We start from the raw sequence: 16792 nt of genomic DNA on the forward strand, positions 1-16792 counted from the left end.
TCGAACAAAAATGCAGTATCTCGTACACCAGTGGATGGCGTCAAGACCTCATGAGGAAACGCCGGGCCGTCCCAAGTTTTCTCGTCCCCCGGGGGCCTGACGCAACGCGGCAGGTCTGGGGGCGCTCTTAGTCCAAAAATCCCGCCGAAAGCCCCGCCGCATGTCCCCTCGCCTGCCCCCGGAACCGCCCCGCGTGGGCGCCACGCTGGCCGGCCTGCGCCAGGCGCGCGCGCTGTCGCTGGACGAGCTGTCACGCCAGGCGGGCGTGTCCAAATCGATGCTGTCACAGATCGAGCGCAACCAGGCCAACCCCACGGTGGCCGTGGTCTGGCGGCTGGCCAACGCGCTGGGCGTGACCATGGCCGAGCTGCTGAGCGGCGACAAGCCGGAAACGCCCAGCATCGTCACCATGCCGGCGCATTCCACACCGGCCATGCGCAGCCCGGATGGCTCCTGCGAGCTGCGCATCCTCGGGCCGATCGAGCTGGCCGGCCAGTTCGAGTGGTACCACCTCACCGTGCAGCCCGGCGGCGCACTGGCTTCCGAGCCGCATGAGCCAGGCTCGCGCGAGCACTTGACGGTGCTGTCAGGCAGCCTGACGGTGGAAGCCGGCGACAGCCGGGCCGAGCTGGCCGAGGGCGAGACGGCGCGCTACGCGGTGGACCAGCCGCATGCGATTCGCAATCCAGGGGATTCGCCGGCACTGGGCCTGCTGGTCGTGCTTCACCCGGCCTGAACCAGTGCACCCGGCCTTGCGAGTACGCAAGACCACCCGCCAAGCGGGTTGGCGGGAGCGCTTGGGGGCGGCCCGGCACGGCCCCGCCTAGCGCCGCAGCAGGTCGGCCACCTTGAGCCGGTCCAACCCGGCCTTCTCGCGGAAGGCCTGCACGCTGTCGGCAGGCCCGAGCAGCAGCTCGTTGATCATGCCGCTGGCGGAGGTGCGCTCCGGGTCGCACAGCAGCACGTAGCGCGCGCCCTGAGGCGGGTTTTGCTCATCCAGCCGCGCAATCACATCCAGCGAGATCAAGGTTTCCAGCACCGGTTCGATCTGCAGAGGGTCGGTCTTCAGGCTTTCGGCCAGTGCAGCCAACGACACACCGTGGCCCTGCCCTGCTCGCGCGTCCAACAGGGTCTGCAACACCCGCATGGCCAGCGCGAACATGCGGCCAGGCCGGCGTGGCGTGTGTACCAGGCGCATCTGCAAGCTGGGCGCGTAGGCTGCGATCACCGCGCCCATCAGCACGATGACCCAGCCGAGGTAAAGCCAGAGAAGGAAGATCGGCGCAGTGGCGAACGCGCCGTAGATCGCCGAGAAAGTTGCCACGGAGCCTACATACCAGGCCATCGCCCGCTTGGCGACCTCAAAGCCGATGGCGACGAACAGGCCCCCCGACATCGCATGCCGCCACCTCACCTCCGTGTTGGGCACGTAGCGGAACAGTGCGGCCATCGCCATCGCCAGCAGGCAGAACTCGATGATGTCCAGCACCAACTTCAGACCGCCCGGGATGGCGCTGACCATGCCGCGGGACTCGGTCAGCGCATACGAGGTCAGGCTCAGGCTGATGCCCAGCATCAGCGGGCCCAGCGTGATGGCGGCCCAGTAGACCAGCACCCGCTGCGCGATGGGCCGCGGCTTGCGCACGCGCCAGATGCCGTTGAGTGTGCGGTCGATGGTCAGCATCAGCGACAAGGCGCTGAACAGCAGCACCGCCAGGCTGGCGCTGCCCAGGCGGTTGGCCTTGGCGGCGAACTGCGTCAGCGCACCCAGCACCGGCTTGGCGATCGCGTCCGGCACGAGGGTCTGCAGGAAGTACTTCTGCAGCGAGTCCTGGAACTTGCCGAACATCGGGAAGGCGGTAAACAAGGCCAGCATCACCGTGACCAGCGGCACCAGCGCGATCAGTGTCGTGAAGGTCAGGCTGCCGGCGCTCAGGCCCAGGCGGTCCTCGCGGAAACGCTCGCGCAGCGTGCGCAAGGTGTCGTACCAGGGCCACGTGCGAAGCGCCTCCAGCGTGGCCGCCACGCCGGCCTGCCAGTGCCCGCGCAGGGCAGTTTTGGAAATCATGGCGACTATGATGCCAGCCATGTCCGATGCGTCGTTTTCCTCCGCGCCACAGGCGCCCGATCAGGTGGTGCGCGCGAGCCGCGCGCTGGCCCTGGGCAGCCTGCTGGGACTGATCGTGCTGGGCCTGGCCTGGGAGCTGTGGCTGGCCCGCACCGGCAGCGGCTTGCTGGCGCTGAAGGTGCTGCCGCTGCTGGTGCCGCTGCCCGGCCTGCTGCGCCACCGGCTCTACACCTACCGCTGGCTGAGCCTCTTGGTCTGGCTGTATTGCACCGAAGGCCTGGTGCGCGCGACCAGCGAACACGGCATCGGCCAGTGGCTGGCCACGCTGGAAGTGCTGTTGTGCCTGCTGCTGTTTGTGGCCTGTGCACTGCAGGTGCGCTGGCGGCTGAACCAGGCCAGGCTGAAGAACCTTGCCAGCGAGCAAGCCGCATGAAACAGGAAGCCTTGCTCGCACAACTGGCCGAGATCGTCGGCAGCAGTCACGTGCTGTTCGAGGGCGACCTGAGCGCCTGGGAACTGGACTGGCGCAAGCGCTACCGCGGCAAGGCGCTGGCGGTGGTGCGGCCGGTGGACACCGCCCAGGTCGCCGCAGTCGTGAAGGCCTGTGCGGCACATGGCGCTGCGCTGGTGCCGCAAGGCGGCAACACCGGCCTGGTCGGTGGCGGTGTGCCGGACGACAGTGGCACGCAGGTGCTGCTGAGCCTGGGCCGCATGCAGCGTGTACGCCAGCTGGACAGCGCGAACCTGACGATGACCGTGGACGCTGGCTGCGTGCTGCAGGCGGTGCAACAGGCAGCGGACGCCGCCGGCCTGCTGTTCCCGCTCAGCCTCGCGGCCGAAGGCAGCTGCACGATTGGCGGCAACCTGGCGACCAACGCCGGTGGCACCCAGGTGCTTCGCTACGGCAATGCACGCGAGCTGTGCCTGGGGCTGGAAGTGGTCACCGCGGAAGGCGACATATGGGACGGGCTGTCCGGCCTGCGCAAGGACAACACCGGCTACGACTTGCGTGACATGTTCATTGGCAGCGAAGGCACGCTGGGCATCATCACCGGCGCCACGCTGAAGCTGTTTCCCAAGCCTGCAGCGCGCATGACGGCGCTGGCCGCCTGTGCCGACGTGCCGGCTGCGGTGGGCTTGCTGACGCTGGCCCGCCAGCGGCTGGACGCCGGGCTCACGGGCTTCGAGCTGATGTCGGCATTTGCGCTGCAACTCGTGGCGACGCATTTCCCGCAGCTGCCACGGCCGTTGCCGAACGCCGCCTGGGCCGTGCTGCTGGAGCTTTCCGGCCAGGACGAAGGCCAGGCCCGCGAAGCGCTGGAAGCACTGCTGGGCGAGGCGATGGAACAGGGCCTGGTGGATGACGCGGTGGTGGCCGAAAGCCTCGCCCAGTCCTCGGCGCTGTGGCACCTGCGCGAATCCATTCCGCTGGCGCAGGCCGAGGAAGGCCTGAACATCAAGCACGACATCGCCCTGCCCGTCTCGGCGATTCCTGGTTTCGTGGCCGAGACCGACGCCGCGCTGGCCCGGCTGGTGCCCGGTGCGCGGCTGGTCAACTTCGGCCACCTGGGCGACGGCAACCTGCATTACAACGTGCAGGCCCCCGAGGGCGACTCGGCTGCAGCGTTCCTGGCCACGCACGAGCCGGCGGTCAACACGCTGGTGTACGACGCGGTGAAGCGCCACGGCGGCTCGATCTCCGCCGAACACGGCATTGGCGCGCTCAAGCGCGACACCTTGCCGCTTTACAAGTCGCCGGTGGCGCTGGGGCTGATGCGGGCGATCAAACAGGCGCTGGACCCGCACGGGCGGCTGAACCCGGGGCGCATGCTGTAGCGCAGCCCCGGTTGGCGCTCAGTGACGCGGGCCGGCCAAACCTTCAGGCACCGGCAGCGCCAGCACCTCGATGCCTTCTTCGCTCAGCTCGGCACGCTGTTCCGCCGTGGCCTGGCCGCGGATGCCGCGGCTTTCGGTCTCGCCGTAGTGCATGCGCCTGGCTTCTTCCGGGAAACGCTCGCCGACATCTTCGGTCTTGCTCAGCACCTGCTGCACCATGCCCATCCAGGCAGTTTGCAGTGCTGCCAAGCCTTCGGGGGACATCGTCAGCTGCTGCTGCGCCATGCCCCCACCGGACGCTTCAGGCGTGGCTTCGGGTAACGGCTGGGTCTTCTCGGTGACCGCCCGGGAGGGCTTGGGTGGCTTGGCGCCGGACAGGTTCAGGCGCGGCGCGCTGGGCAGCCGTTCGACCTGGGCATCGCCACACATCGGACAGCTCAGCAGACCATTTTGCTGCTGGTCGACGAAATCCTGCTCCGAACCGAACCAGCCCTCAAATCCATGTCCGCTTGCGCAGCGGAGGTTCCACACCTTCATCTGCGCATTATGGGCAGCTGGCCAGCTTCGCAGTGGGTTGCCAGTCCAAAGTCCATTGGCTGGAACGCCACTTTTGCAACCACAACAGGCAAATCAGCGTCTTGGCGTCGGTCAGTTCGCCTCGGGCAGCCAGTGCGTCCAACTCGGACTCCTGCATCAGGCACAGGTCGATCAGCTCGCCGTGGTCCAGCTGGCGCTCGCCCAGCGTCAGGCCGCGGGCGAACCAGATCTCGATGAACTCGTTGGAATAGGCGGCCGCGTTGTGCAGCACGCCAGCGCAAGCCCATTCGGCCGCGCGGTAACCGGTTTCCTCGGCCAGCTCGCGCATCGCAGCGACAACACGCGACTCGCCCGGGTCCAGCTTGCCGGCCGGGAATTCCAGCAGCACCTGCTGCAGCGGGTAGCGGTACTGACGCTCCAGCACCAGCCGGCCATCGTCCAGCATCGGCACGATGACCACGGCACCAGGGTGCACGATGTATTCGCGTGAAGCCTCGCCGCCATCGGGCAGCGCGATCTTGTCGGCACGCACGTCCAGGAAATGGCCGCGGTAGGCCTGCTCACTCGACAGCGTGCGTTCGACCAGGTGCGCCTCGGGTGCGGCGTGCTGCGAATCCTCGGTCCCGTCAGGCAACGCCATCGTGCAGTTCCTTGGCGGTCAAGGAGGCGGGCTTGGCCGGTTTGCGCAGCTGGCGCCAGACAAAGCCCGGCGAGGCCAGCGTCAGGAACAGGCAGCCGGTGGCAACGAAAAACTCCCATTGCTGCGGAGAACGCTGCCCGAGCTGCGCTTCCAGCGTAAATCCCAACGCCAGCGTCAGGCCCCACAGGATCAGCAGCTCCAGCAGGCGCCAGGCAAAAGCCTTGGGCGCGAGCCGCGGGCCCACGACCAGCATGCGCTCGCTGAAAAATGGCAGGTTGGCGGCGATGATCGCCACCACCAGCACCAGCCAGACGGCTGCTGTCTGCGTCATCGGGTGCGGCTGTTGAGGCTCACCCGGCCAGCGCGGCCAGGATCACGTCGCGGCACAGGCCCATCAGGCCGTCCGGCAGCAGGCCCAGCACCAGCGCAGCAGCACCATTGCAGGCCAGCAGCACGCCCACACCGCCTTGCGATGCGACAGGCGTCGCATCCTTGGGCGGGTCGAAGTACATGACTTTGACAATGCGCAGGTAGTAGAACGCGCCGATCAGCGACAGCAGCACCGCGACGATGGCCAGCACGATGTAGCCATGCACATTGGTGCTGACCAGGGCCTGCACCACCGCGAACTTGGCGTAGAAGCCCACCATCGGCGGCACGCCTGCCAGCGAGAACATCAGCACAGTCATCACGCCGGCCAGCCAGGGCTTGCGCCTGGCCAGGCCTGCCAGGTCGTTGACCTCTTCGCTCTCGAAGCCTTCACGGCTCAGGAACATGATCAGGCCGAAGGTGGCCAGCGTCGTCATCACGTAGGTGATGATGTAGAACAGCGCCGAGCTGTAGCCGTTGGCAGCGGAGGCGGTGTCGCCCTGGATCACCGTGGGCGTGAAGCCCAGCAGCATGAAGCCCAGCTGCGCGATGGCCGAGTAGGCCAGCATGCGCTTCAGGTTGGTCTGCGCCACGGCGGCCAGGTTGCCCAGCGCCATCGACAGCACCGACAGCACGATCAGCATTTCCTGCCAGTCCTGCGCCAGGCCGCTCAGGCCTTCGACCAGCACGCGCAGCGTGATCGCGAAGGCGGCCAGCTTGGGCGCGCCGCTGATCAGCAGCGTGACCGAAGTCGGCGTACCCTGGTAAACGTCCGGCACCCACATGTGGAACGGCACCACACCCAGCTTGAAGGCCAGGCCGGCAACGATGAACACCACACCGAAGGTCAGCACGGTGCTGTTGACGCCACCCTTGCTGATGACGTCGAAGACTTCGTCGATCTGCAGCGAGCCGGTGGCGCCGTACATCATCGACATGCCGTACAGCAGGAAACCGCTGGCCAGCGCGCCGAGCACGAAGTACTTCATTGCGGCTTCGGTGGACACGCCGTGGTCACGCCGCAAGGCGGCCAGCGCATACAACGACAGGCTCATCAGTTCCAGGCCCACGTAGATGACCAGGAAGTTGTTGGCCGAGATCATCACCGAGATGCCCAGCAGCACGAACATCGACAGCGAGAAGAACTCGCCCTTCTGCAGTTCGCGCGAGCCGTTGTAGGGCTGGGCGTAGGCAATGGTCAGCATCATCGCCAGCGCCGCGCACAGGGCCAGCAAATGGCCCATCGGGTCGGACACGACCAGGCCTTGCATCGCGTAGACCGAAGCCGCGGCACCTTCGGTGCCCAGGCCGTTCTTCAGGGCCACCGCGTGCATCACGGCCACGCCGGCCAGCGAGGCCTGGGTCAGCCAGAAGGTCAGCCGCCGGCGCGGCTCGGTGACGCCGAGGTCCACCAGCGCGACCACGCAAGCCGCGATCAGCAGCAGGATTTCAGGGTAGACGACGAGCCAGTTCATTTGAGTCATGGTGTGCATTCCCGGCGCATCAAGGCAGTTTGGAGACAGCCACGTGCTTGAGCAGCTCGGTCACGGAGACATGCATCACGTCGGTGAAGGGCTTGGGGTACAGGCCCATGGCCAGCACGGCCACAGCCAGCAGCGCCAGCATCAGGAATTCGCGGGCATTGATGTCGGTCAGTTCGCGAACATGGTCGTTGGCCACTTCGCCGAAGTAGACGCGCTTGTACATCCACAGCGTGTAGGCCGCACCGAAGATCAGCGCCGTGGCGGACAGCGCGCCGATCCAGAAGTTGAAGCCGACAGCGCCCAGGATCACCATCCACTCGCCGATGAAGCCAGCCGTGCCTGGCAGCCCGCAGTTGGCCATGGCAAACAGCAGCGCAAAGGCCGCGAACTTCGGCATCGTGTTGACCACGCCGCCGTAAGCGGCGATCTCCCGCGAGTGCACACGGTCGTACAAAACGCCAATGCACAGGAACATCGCGCCGGAGACGAAGCCGTGCGAGATCATCTGCACGATGGCGCCGGAGACGCCCAGCTCGTTGAAGATGAAGAAGCCCAGCGTGACGAAGCCCATGTGGGCGATGGACGAATAGGCGACCAGCTTCTTCATGTCCTGCTGGACCATCGCCACCAGGCCGATGTAAATCACCGCGATCAGCGACAGCGCGATCATCAGCCAGGCGTAGTGATGCGCGGCGTCAGAGGCGATGGGCAGCGAGAAGCGCAGGAAGCCATAGGCACCCAGCTTCAGCATGATCGCAGCCAGTACGACAGAGCCACCGGTCGGCGCCTCCACGTGGGCGTCCGGCAGCCAGGTGTGCACCGGCCACATCGGCACCTTGACCGAGAAGGCGGCGAAGAAGGCGAAGAACAGCAGCGTCTGCGCGTCCATCGGCAGCGGCAGCTTGTGCCATTGCTGGATCTCGAAGCTGCCACCCGACTGGAAGTACAAGTAGGTCAGCGCGATCAGCATCAGCAGCGAACCGAGCAGCGTGTAGAGGAAGAACTTGAAGGCCGCATAGACGCGCCGCGGGCCGCCCCAGATGCCGATGATGATGTACATCGGGATCAGCGTGGCCTCGAAGAACACGTAGAACAGCAGGCCGTCCATCGCGCTGAACACGCCGACCATCAGACCGGACAGGATCAGGAAGGCGCCCAGGTACTGGTGCGCCCGCTCGGTGATGACCTCCCAGGCGGCGATCACCACGATGATGGTGATGAAAGCCGTCAGCAGCACGAACCAGACCGACAGGCCGTCCACGCCCAGGTGGTAGCGAACGTGGAAACGCTCGATCCAGCCGGCGTTCTCGACGAACTGCATCGCTGCAGTGCCGGTGTCGAAGCCGGTGATCAGCGGCAGCGTGACCAGGAAGCTCAGGATCGCACCGACCAGCGCGATCCAACGCGCCGCATTCGCGTTCTGCTCCCGCCCCACAGCCAACAACAAGGCGCCGAAAACAATCGGCAGCCAGATGGCAACGCTCAAAAGACCCATTCTTGTTCTCCGCCCTCGTTCAATGGCCGATCAGGCTCATCAGATAGGGCCACAGCTGCCAGGTCATCAGACCGAAGACGCCCAGGACCATCACCAGGGCATACCAGGAAAGGTAGCCCGTTTGCACCGTGCGCACGATGGAGGCGAAACCGCCCACCGCACGCGCCGAGCCGTTGACCAGCACGCCATCGATCAGCGCGATGTCGCCGCCCTTCCACAGGCCCACGCCCAGCAGGCGGGCACCCGCGGCCAGCACGTTCTCGTTGAACCAGTCCATGTAGTACTTGTTCTCCAGCACGCGGATGACCGGCGACAGTGCCCGGCCAATCGCCGCCGGAATGGCCGGGCTGACCATGTAGAACACATAGGCCGTGACCACACCGGCCAGCGCCAGCCAGAACGGCAGCGAGGTGAAGGCATGCACGCCCATCGCAGCTGCGCCGTGGAATTCCTCGGCCAGCGACTCCATCGCATGGTGCGCCTCGGGATTCACGAAGATCGCATCCTTCAGGAAGTCGCCATACAGCATCGGCTGGATGGTCATCCACCCGATCACCACCGACGGAATGGCCAGCAGCACCAGCGGCGCAGTGACGACCCACGGCGATTCGTGCGGCGTGTGCGCATGGCCGTGGCCATGGTCGTCGTGCTCGTCGTGGTGATCGTGTTCGCCGGGGAACGGCTTGTGGTGGAAGTGTTCCTTGCCGTGGAAGACCAGGAAGTACATCCGGAAGCTGTAGAAGGCGGTGACGAACACACCGGCAGTCACGGCGAACTGCGCGAAGCCCGCACCGGGCAGGTGGCTCGCGGCCACCGCCTCGATGATCGAATCCTTCGAGTAGAAGCCGGCGAAGAACGGCGTGCCGATCAGCGCCAGCGAACCCAGCAGCGAGGTGATCCAGGTGATGGGCATGTACTTGCGCAGGCCGCCCATGTTGCGGATGTCCTGGTCATGGTGCATGCCGATGATCACCGAACCGGCGCCGAGGAACAGCAGTGCCTTGAAGAAGGCATGCGTCATCAGGTGGAAGACCGCCACGTTGTAGGCCGAGACGCCCAGCGCCACCGTCATGTAGCCCAGCTGCGACAGCGTGGAGTACGCAACGACGCGCTTGATGTCGGTCTGGATGATGCCCAGGAAGCCCATGAACAGCGCGGTGATCGAGCCGATGACCAGCACGAAGTTCAGCGCGGTATCCGACAGCTCGAACAGCGGCGACATGCGCGTGACCATGAAGATGCCGGCGGTCACCATCGTGGCGGCGTGGATCAGCGCCGAGATCGGGGTCGGACCTTCCATCGAGTCCGGCAACCAGACGTGCAGCGGGAACTGCGCAGACTTGCCCATCGCGCCGATGAACAGGCAGATGCAGGCGACCGTCAGCATGCCCCAGTCGGTGCCGGGGAAGCCCAGCTTGGCCAGCTCGCCGGACTTGGCGAACACCTCGGCATAGTTCAGCGAGCCGCCATAGGTCAGCAGCAGGCCAATGCCCAGGATGAAGCCGAAGTCGCCCACGCGGTTGACCAGGAAGGCCTTCATGTTGGCGAACACGGCCGTGGGCTTCTTGAACCAGAAGCCGATCAGCAGGTACGACACCAGGCCCACCGCTTCCCAGCCGAAGAACAGCTGCAGGAAGTTGTTGCTCATCACCAGCATGAGCATCGAGAAGGTGAACAGCGAGATGTACGAGAAGAAGCGCTGGTAGCCCGGATCCTCTTCCATGTAGCCGATGGTGTAGATGTGCACCATCAGCGACACGAAGGTCACCACGCACATCATCATCGCGGTCAGGCCGTCGATCAGGAAGCCGACTTCCATCTTCAGGCCGCCGACGTTCATCCACTCGTAGATCGTCGCGTTGAAGCGGGCACCGTCGATCGCCACCGACTTCAGCACGCTGGCCGAGATCAGGAAAGCGACCAGCACGCCGAGGATGGTCAGGACGTGCGAGCCACGCCGGCCGACGGCCTTGCCGAACAGGCCGGCAATGATGGAGCCGACCAGCGGCGCCAGTGGCACCGCCAGCAGCAGGTTCTGTGAGAGTTGTGTTGACATGTTCTTCTGGACTCCGTGGTGCGACTCAACCCTTCAGGGTGTCCAGTTCGTCCACCGCGATGGTGGAGCGGTTGCGGAACAGCACGACGAGGATGGCCAGGCCGATGGCCGACTCGGCCGCCGCGACGGTGAGGATGAAGAACACGAAGACCTGGCCGTCCATGTTGCCAAGGTAGTGCGAGAAGGCGACGAAGTTCATGTTCACCGCCAGCAGCATCAACTCGATGGCCATCAGCAGCACGATCAGGTTGCGGCGGTTCATGAAGATGCCCACGACCGACAGCGCGAACAGGAAGCCGCCCAGCGTCAGGTAGTGGTACAGCGTGATGCCGGCGCTCATGCCTTGTCTCCTTCGGGCGTCTTGGGAACCGACGGTGCTTCGATGACCGCGTCCATCTTGACAATTCGGAAGCGGTCTGCGGCCTTGACGCGCACCTGCTCCGACGGGTTCTGCGAGCGGCTGTCCTTGCGCTGGCGCATGGTCAGCGCGATGGCGGCGATCATGGCCACCAGCAGCAGCACTGCGGCGACCTGCAGCGGGTACAGGTACTGGGTGTAGATCTCGACACCCAGCGCGCGGGTATTGCCCAGCTTCATCACGGCTTCCGGCATGGCCTTGGCGGCCGGCAGGTTGAAGCCGCTCTTCATCACCAGGTACATCTCGAGCGCAATCAGCACGCCGATGAACCCGGCCAGCGGGAAATGGCTCCAGAAGCCCTCACGCAGCTTGTCGGTGCTGATGTCCAGCATCATCACGACGAAGAGGAACAGCACCATCACGGCACCGACGTAGACCAGCACCAGCGTGATGGCCAGGAACTCGGCGCGCAGCAGCATCCACACGCACGAAGCGTTGAAGAAGGCGAGCACCAGGTAGAGGGCCGAATGCACGGTGCTGCGTGCGGTGATGACCATGAAGGCCGACACCAGCAGCACGGCTGAGAAGAGGTAGAACAGGGCGGAGGTGGTGTTCATGTTGTTGCGCGCCGTGAGGGCACGCCGAACCCGCAGGCCGGACGAAACCGGCTGCCGGGCTCAGCGGTACTTGGCGTCGGCCTCCTTGTTGGCGGCGATCTCTTTTTCGTAGCGGTCGCCCACGGCCAGCAGCATGTCCTTGGTGAAGTACAGGTCGCCGCGCTTTTCGCCGTGGTATTCGAAGATGTGCGTCTCGACGATGGAGTCCACCGGGCAGCTCTCTTCGCAGAAGCCGCAGAAGATGCACTTGGTCAGGTCGATGTCGTAGCGCGTGGTGCGGCGGCTGCCGTCGGCGCGCACGTCGGACTCGATGGTGATGGCCATCGCCGGGCAAACGGCTTCGCAGAGCTTGCAGGCAATGCAGCGCTCTTCGCCGTTCTCATAGCGGCGCAGCGCATGCAGGCCGCGGAAACGTGGCGAGGCCGGGGTCCTTTCCTCGGGAAACTGCACCGTGATGTTGCGCGAGAAGAAGTGCCGGCCGGTGACGGCCAGGCCTTTCCACAACTCCAGCAGCAGGAAGCTGGTGAAGAGGTCCTTGATGGCGGCAAAAGTAGACATGTGTGCTCGCTCCCTTTATGGCCAGATGTTCAGCGGCGACTGGATCCACAGACCCACGACGACCAGCCACACCAGCGTGACAGGGATGAAGATCTTCCAGCCCAGACGCATGATCTGGTCGTAGCGGAAGCGCGGGAAGGTGGAGCGGACCCAGAGGAACATCGTGACGACCACGAAGACCTTCAGGATGAGCCAACCCCAACCATCGGGAAGGAAACCGAACGGGCTGAGCCAGCCGCCGAGGAACAGCAGCACGGTCAGCATCGAGACCAGGATCATGTTCGCGTATTCCGCCAGGAAGAACATCGCGAACGACATGCCGGAGTACTCGATCATGTGACCGGCGACGATTTCCGACTCGCCTTCCACCACGTCGAACGGGTGGCGGTTGGTCTCGGCCAGGCCGGAGATGAAGTACACGAAGAACACCGGCAGCAGCGGCAGCCAGTTCCACGACAGCACTCCCCAGCCAACGTCCGCCATGCGGCCGCGGCCCTGCTGCATCACGATGTCGGTCATGTTCAGGCTGCCCGAGACCATCAGCACGATGACCAGCGCGAAGCCCATCGCGATTTCATAGGACACCATCTGCGCCGAAGCGCGCAGCGCGCCGAGGAAGGCGTACTTCGAGTTCGAGGCCCAGCCGGCGATGATCACGCCATAGACTTCCATCGAGGTGATGGCCATCAGGAACAGCAGGCCGGCGTTGACATCTGCCAGCACCACCTCGGGGCCGAACGGCACCACGGCCCACGCGGCCAGCGCCGGCATGATGGTCATGATGGGGCCGATGAAGAACAGGCCCTTGCTGGCCGCCGTCGGGCGGATGATTTCCTTGAAGATCAGCTTGACCGCGTCGGCAATCGGCGTCAGCAGGCCGAACGGGCCCACCCGGTTCGGGCCCGGACGGATCTGCGTCCAGCCAATGGCCTTGCGCTCCCACAGCGTCAGGTAGGCGACGCAGCCGAGCAGCGGCAGCATCACCACGATGATCTTGATCAGGGACCAGACGATGGGCCAGAGCACGCCGCCCATCAGCGCCAGTCCGGCTTGGTTGAAGTTGTCGATCATGAGCGTTGGTTCCTGCGTGGCTTTCAGGCCGCGGCGACCGTGAGGGAGCCGAACATCGCGCCGAGGCCGGCCGTGTCCGGATGGCCTGCCGGCACGCGCACCGTGCCTGCGGCGAGGCTGGCGTCCAGCCTGGCCGGCAGCAGCACAGAGGCGCTGCCTTGCGTCACGCGCACCTTGGCGCCTTCGCTCAGGCCGAGCTCGGCCCACAGCGCGGAGGGCAGGCTGGCAACCGGCGGCTTGGCGTCAGCCGTCAGCTGCAGTGAGGTGGCACGGCGGACCAGGCTGTCGGTGCTGTAGATCGGCACGTCGGCCAGGCGCTGCAGGCCAGCGGTGACAGGCGCGACCGGCGTGGCAGATGCCTTGCTGGCGTTGGACAGGCGCTCAGCCAGCGAGGCCACATTGCCCAGCGCTTCGTGGCGCACTTCCTCGACCGTCTCCTGGGAGAAACCTTCCAGCCCCAGCAGGTTGCCCAGCACGCGCAGGACCTTCCAGCCCGGCCGGCTGTCGCCCAGCGATTTGACGACGCCGTGGAAGGCCTGCAGGCGTCCTTCGGCGTTGACGTAGCTGCCGGCGGTTTCGGTGAACGGCGAGATCGGCAGCAGCACGTCGGCGTTGTCGACCGCGGCGTCCTTGAACGGCGTCAGTGCCACGACCAGGCCGGAGGCCTGCATCGCGGCACGGGCAGCGGCTGCATCGGCCGCGTCCAGCACCGGCTCGACGTTCAGCAGCAGCAGCGCCTTCATCGGTTGCGACAGCATCTGGCCGGCGTTCAGGCCGCCGTTGCGCGGCTGTGCGCCCACCAGCTGCGCGCCGACACTGTTCGCGGCCTCGCCCAGGTAGCCGACGCTGGCGCCGGTTTGCGCGGCAATCCAGTTGGCCAGCGACAGCAGCGTGGCCGCTTGCGGGTGCTGCGCGGCGGCGTTGCCCAGCAAAATGGCTTTTTGCGACCCGGTCAGCAAGGCCTGCGCAATCGCTTCGGCTTCGGCCGAGACCATTGCGTTGGCCGGAGCCGCCACGCCATTGGCGCTGGCGATGTAGCCGGCAATGTCGGCCAGCGACTGGGCCCAGGCGTCCGGCGCGGCGGCCAGGCGGCCGGCCAGCGTCAGCGCCCAGTCGTCCTGCGCGGCATTCAGGCTGAAGACCTGCGCGCCGCGGCGCGCGGCCTGGCGGATGCGCTGCGCGAACAGCGGATGGTCCTTGCGCAGGAAGGAGCCGACGACCAGCACGCGGTCCAGCGACGACAGCGAGGCAATCGAGGCGCCGAGCCAGCGCGCGCCCTCGCCCGCCGTGAAGTCGGCATGGCGCAGGCGGTGGTCGATGTTGTCGCTGCCCAGGCCGCGGACCAGTTTGGCCAGCAGATGCAGCTCTTCGACGGTGCTGTGGGCCGAGCCCAGCGCGCCGATGCCGGACACGCCAAATTCACCCTTCACGCGCTTCAGGCCGTCAGCGACATAACCCAGCGCGGTGTTCCAGTCAACGCTGACCCACTCGCCGCCTTGCTTGATCATCGGCGTGGTCAGGCGCGACGGGCTGTTGACAGCCTCGTAGCTGAAGCGGTCGCGGTCGGCGATCCAGCATTCGTTGACGTCGTCGTTCTCCAGCGGCACGACGCGCAGCACCTGGTGGTTCTTGACCTGGACGATCAGGTTGGCACCGGTGGAGTCATGTGGGCTGACGCTCTTGCGGCGCGACAGTTCCCAGGTCCGGGCGCTGTAGCGGAAAGGCTTGCTGGTCAGCGCGCCGACCGGGCAGATGTCGATCATGTTGCCCGACAGCTCGGAGTCGATCGTCTGGCCGACGAAGGTCGTGATTTCCGAGTGCTCGCCGCGATGCTGCATGCCCAGCTCCATCACGCCGGCCATCTCCTGGCCAAAGCGCACGCAGCGGGTGCAGTGGATGCAGCGGCTCATCTCGGCCATCGAGATCAGCGGGCCGACGTCCTTGGGGAAGACGACGCGCTTCTCTTCCTCGTAGCGAGAGGACGAACCGCCGTAGCCGACGGCCAGGTCCTGCAGCTGGCATTCGCCACCCTGGTCGCAGATGGGGCAGTCCAGCGGATGGTTGATCAGCAGGAACTCCATCACCGAGCGCTGGGCCTTCAGGGCCTTGTCGCTCTTGGTGCGGACGATCATGCCTTGCGTGACCGGCGTGGCGCAGGCCGGCATCGGCTTGGGCGCCTTCTCCACGTCCACCAGGCACATGCGGCAGTTGGCCGCGATGGACAGTTTCTTGTGGTAGCAGAAGTGCGGGATGTAGGTGCCGGCAGCGTCGGCTGCATGCATCACCATGCTGCCTTCCGGCACCGAGACCTTCTTGCCGTCGAGTTCGATTTCGAGCATGTTGGGTTTGCCCCGGTCAGACGTAGGACGGGACCGTGCAGGTCTTGTGGTCGACGTGGTGGACGAATTCGTCCCGGAAGTGCTTGAGCATGCCGCGCACCGGCATGGCAGCCGCATCACCGAGCGCGCAGATGGTGCGGCCCATGATGTTCTCGGCCACGTTGTCCAGCAGCGCCAGGTCATCGGCCCTGCCCTCGCCATGTTCCACGCGGTGGACCAGGCGGTGCAGCCAACCGGTGCCTTCGCGGCACGGCGTGCACTGGCCGCACGATTCGTGCGCGTAGAAGTAGGCCAGGCGCTCCAGGCTCTTGACCATGCAGCGGGTCTCGTCCATCACGATGACTGCCCCCGAGCCCAGCATCGAACCGGCCTTGGCGATGGAGTCATAGTCCATCGTGCACTCCATCATGATGTGGGCCGGCAGCACCGGGGCCGAAGATCCACCGGGGATCACGGCCTTCAGCTTCTTGCCACCCTTGACACCACCCGCCAGCTCCAGCAGCTTGGAGAACGGCGTGCCCATCGGGATCTCGTAGTTGCCGGGACGTTCAACGTCGCCGACCATCGAGTAGATCTTGGTGCCGCCGTTGTTCGGCTTGCCGCATTCGAGGTAGGCCTGGCCGCCATTGCGGATGATCCAGGGCACCGCTGCGAAGGTCTCGGTGTTGTTGATCGTGGTCGGCTTGCCGTACAGGCCGAAGCTGGCCGGGAACGGCGGCTTGAAGCGCGGCTGGCCCTTCTTGCCTTCGAGCGACTCCAGCAGCGCAGTTTCCTCGCCGCAGATGTAGGCACCAAAGCCGTGGAAGGCATGCAGCTGGAAGCTGTGCTTGCTGCCCAGGATGTTGTCGCCCAGCAGCCCAGCGGCGCGAGCTTCTTCCAGCGCGGCTTCGAAGCGGTCGTAGACCTCGAAGATCTCGCCGTGGATGTAGTTGTAGCCCACCGAGATGCCCATCGCGTAGGCGGCAATCGCCATGCCTTCGATGACGATGTGGGGGTTGTACATCAGGATGTCGCGGTCCTTGCAGGTCCCCGGCTCGCCTTCGTCGGAGTTGCAGACCAGGTACTTCTGGCCCGGGAATGCGCGGGGCATGAAGCTCCACTTCAGGCCGGTCGGGAAACCGGCGCCGCCGCGGCCCCGCAGGCCGGAACCCTTGACCTCGGCGATCACCTGGTCCTGGGTCATCGGCTCACCGCCGTCCACGCCGAGGATCTTGCGCAGGGCCTGGTAACCACCGCGCGCCTGGTAATCGGCCAGGCCCCAGTTGTTGCCGTTCAGGCCGGCATAGATCTGGGCGCCGATGTGGCGGTCATGGAAGCAGGTGGCGCTGCCAGTGGTCTGGAAACGGGAAAGATCGAGTGCCATG

Annotated in this window: 16 protein-coding genes; 3 read left to right on the top strand and 13 right to left on the bottom strand. The window is 65.7% G+C overall.

Annotated elements, in window-relative coordinates; genetic code table 11:
- Positions 1–160: 160 nt before the first annotated feature.
- On the top strand, positions 161–736 hold the full coding sequence (locus tag AC3WR5_RS29550; protein WP_492489148.1) for a helix-turn-helix domain-containing protein: 576 nt from the start codon (positions 161–163) through the stop codon (positions 734–736).
- 87 nt (positions 737–823) lie between these two features.
- On the opposite strand, the gene AC3WR5_RS29555 is transcribed toward AC3WR5_RS29550, so the two are convergent.
- Positions 824–2068 carry a YihY family inner membrane protein gene (locus AC3WR5_RS29555; RefSeq protein WP_492489150.1) on the bottom strand — a complete coding sequence of 415 codons (1245 nt, stop codon included), beginning with the start codon at positions 2066–2068 and terminating at the stop codon, positions 824–826.
- Between the two features lie 19 nt (positions 2069–2087).
- Between AC3WR5_RS29555 and AC3WR5_RS29560 the strand changes: the two genes are divergently transcribed.
- Complete coding sequence (locus AC3WR5_RS29560) at positions 2088–2501, top strand: DUF2069 domain-containing protein (RefSeq protein WP_492489255.1); 414 nt, start codon at positions 2088–2090, stop codon at positions 2499–2501.
- Positions 2498–3904: an FAD-binding oxidoreductase gene (locus tag AC3WR5_RS29565; protein WP_492489152.1), complete on the top strand. Its 1407-nt coding sequence runs from the start codon at positions 2498–2500 to the stop codon at positions 3902–3904. The genes AC3WR5_RS29560 and AC3WR5_RS29565 overlap by 4 nt, the downstream gene beginning before the upstream one ends.
- 18 nt (positions 3905–3922) lie before the next feature.
- Here the strand turns inward: AC3WR5_RS29565 and AC3WR5_RS29570 are convergent, their stop codons facing one another.
- From AC3WR5_RS29570 to nuoF, 12 genes are read right to left on the bottom strand one after another with little or no spacing between them, the layout of a single operon-like run.
- The gene (locus AC3WR5_RS29570) at positions 3923–4441 is read right to left on the bottom strand and encodes a DUF1178 family protein (protein ID WP_492489154.1); all 519 of its coding nucleotides are present in this window, start codon (positions 4439–4441) and stop codon (positions 3923–3925) included.
- A 7-nt stretch (positions 4442–4448) separates the two neighbouring features.
- A complete protein-coding gene (locus tag AC3WR5_RS29575; protein ID WP_492489155.1) occupies positions 4449–5081 on the bottom strand; it encodes an NUDIX domain-containing protein in 633 nt (210 codons plus the stop codon).
- The gene (locus AC3WR5_RS29580; protein WP_492489156.1) at positions 5068–5412 is read right to left on the bottom strand and encodes a DUF2818 family protein; all 345 of its coding nucleotides are present in this window, start codon (positions 5410–5412) and stop codon (positions 5068–5070) included. Before AC3WR5_RS29580 ends, AC3WR5_RS29575 begins: the two co-directional genes overlap by 14 nt.
- 19 nt (positions 5413–5431) lie before the next feature.
- A complete protein-coding gene (gene nuoN / locus AC3WR5_RS29585; protein WP_141285367.1) occupies positions 5432–6934 on the bottom strand; it encodes an NADH-quinone oxidoreductase subunit NuoN in 1503 nt (500 codons plus the stop codon).
- A gap of 19 nt (positions 6935–6953) precedes the next feature.
- The gene (locus AC3WR5_RS29590) at positions 6954–8429 is read right to left on the bottom strand and encodes an NADH-quinone oxidoreductase subunit M (RefSeq protein WP_492489157.1); all 1476 of its coding nucleotides are present in this window, start codon (positions 8427–8429) and stop codon (positions 6954–6956) included.
- A gap of 19 nt (positions 8430–8448) precedes the next feature.
- On the bottom strand, positions 8449–10485 hold the full coding sequence (gene nuoL, locus AC3WR5_RS29595; RefSeq protein ID WP_492489158.1) for an NADH-quinone oxidoreductase subunit L: 2037 nt from the start codon (positions 10483–10485) through the stop codon (positions 8449–8451).
- Between the two features lie 25 nt (positions 10486–10510).
- A complete protein-coding gene (gene nuoK, locus AC3WR5_RS29600; RefSeq protein WP_141285363.1) occupies positions 10511–10825 on the bottom strand; it encodes an NADH-quinone oxidoreductase subunit NuoK in 315 nt (104 codons plus the stop codon).
- A complete protein-coding gene (locus AC3WR5_RS29605; protein WP_492489160.1) occupies positions 10822–11460 on the bottom strand; it encodes an NADH-quinone oxidoreductase subunit J in 639 nt (212 codons plus the stop codon). The genes nuoK and AC3WR5_RS29605 overlap by 4 nt, the downstream gene beginning before the upstream one ends.
- 60 nt (positions 11461–11520) lie before the next feature.
- The gene (nuoI, locus tag AC3WR5_RS29610; protein WP_492489162.1) at positions 11521–12018 is read right to left on the bottom strand and encodes an NADH-quinone oxidoreductase subunit NuoI; all 498 of its coding nucleotides are present in this window, start codon (positions 12016–12018) and stop codon (positions 11521–11523) included.
- Positions 12019–12033: 15 nt separating this feature from the next.
- Positions 12034–13089 carry an NADH-quinone oxidoreductase subunit NuoH gene (nuoH, locus tag AC3WR5_RS29615; protein ID WP_492489163.1) on the bottom strand — a complete coding sequence of 352 codons (1056 nt, stop codon included), beginning with the start codon at positions 13087–13089 and terminating at the stop codon, positions 12034–12036.
- A gap of 23 nt (positions 13090–13112) precedes the next feature.
- Complete coding sequence (nuoG, locus tag AC3WR5_RS29620; RefSeq protein WP_492489164.1) at positions 13113–15428, bottom strand: NADH-quinone oxidoreductase subunit NuoG; 2316 nt, start codon at positions 15426–15428, stop codon at positions 13113–13115.
- A 16-nt stretch (positions 15429–15444) separates the two neighbouring features.
- On the bottom strand, positions 15445–16791 hold the full coding sequence (nuoF, locus tag AC3WR5_RS29625; RefSeq protein WP_492489165.1) for an NADH-quinone oxidoreductase subunit NuoF: 1347 nt from the start codon (positions 16789–16791) through the stop codon (positions 15445–15447).
- Between the last annotated feature and the right edge of the window lies 1 nt (position 16792).

The organism is Ideonella sp. FW305-24 (assembly GCF_058788035.1).

Bases quoted from the DNA above. Each gene is read 5' to 3' on its own strand.
- nuoF (WP_492489165.1), bottom strand. From the start codon at position 16,791: ATGGCACTCGATCTTTCCCGTTTCCAGACCACTGGCAGCGCCACCTGC.
- AC3WR5_RS29560 (WP_492489255.1), top strand. From the start codon at position 2,088: ATGTCCGATGCGTCGTTTTCCTCCGCGCCACAGGCGCCCGATCAGGTG.
- nuoK (WP_141285363.1), bottom strand. From the start codon at position 10,825: ATGAGCGCCGGCATCACGCTGTACCACTACCTGACGCTGGGCGGCTTC.
- nuoL (WP_492489158.1), bottom strand. From the start codon at position 10,485: ATGTCAACACAACTCTCACAGAACCTGCTGCTGGCGGTGCCACTGGCG.
- AC3WR5_RS29570 (WP_492489154.1), bottom strand. From the start codon at position 4,441: ATGAAGGTGTGGAACCTCCGCTGCGCAAGCGGACATGGATTTGAGGGC.
- AC3WR5_RS29590 (WP_492489157.1), bottom strand. From the start codon at position 8,429: ATGGGTCTTTTGAGCGTTGCCATCTGGCTGCCGATTGTTTTCGGCGCC.
- AC3WR5_RS29565 (WP_492489152.1), top strand. From the start codon at position 2,498: ATGAAACAGGAAGCCTTGCTCGCACAACTGGCCGAGATCGTCGGCAGC.
- AC3WR5_RS29580 (WP_492489156.1), bottom strand. From the start codon at position 5,412: ATGACGCAGACAGCAGCCGTCTGGCTGGTGCTGGTGGTGGCGATCATC.
- nuoH (WP_492489163.1), bottom strand. From the start codon at position 13,089: ATGATCGACAACTTCAACCAAGCCGGACTGGCGCTGATGGGCGGCGTG.
- nuoG (WP_492489164.1), bottom strand. From the start codon at position 15,428: ATGCTCGAAATCGAACTCGACGGCAAGAAGGTCTCGGTGCCGGAAGGC.
- AC3WR5_RS29550 (WP_492489148.1), top strand. From the start codon at position 161: ATGTCCCCTCGCCTGCCCCCGGAACCGCCCCGCGTGGGCGCCACGCTG.
- nuoN (WP_141285367.1), bottom strand. From the start codon at position 6,934: ATGACTCAAATGAACTGGCTCGTCGTCTACCCTGAAATCCTGCTGCTG.
- AC3WR5_RS29575 (WP_492489155.1), bottom strand. From the start codon at position 5,081: ATGGCGTTGCCTGACGGGACCGAGGATTCGCAGCACGCCGCACCCGAG.
- nuoI (WP_492489162.1), bottom strand. From the start codon at position 12,018: ATGTCTACTTTTGCCGCCATCAAGGACCTCTTCACCAGCTTCCTGCTG.
- AC3WR5_RS29605 (WP_492489160.1), bottom strand. From the start codon at position 11,460: ATGAACACCACCTCCGCCCTGTTCTACCTCTTCTCAGCCGTGCTGCTG.
- AC3WR5_RS29555 (WP_492489150.1), bottom strand. From the start codon at position 2,068: ATGATTTCCAAAACTGCCCTGCGCGGGCACTGGCAGGCCGGCGTGGCG.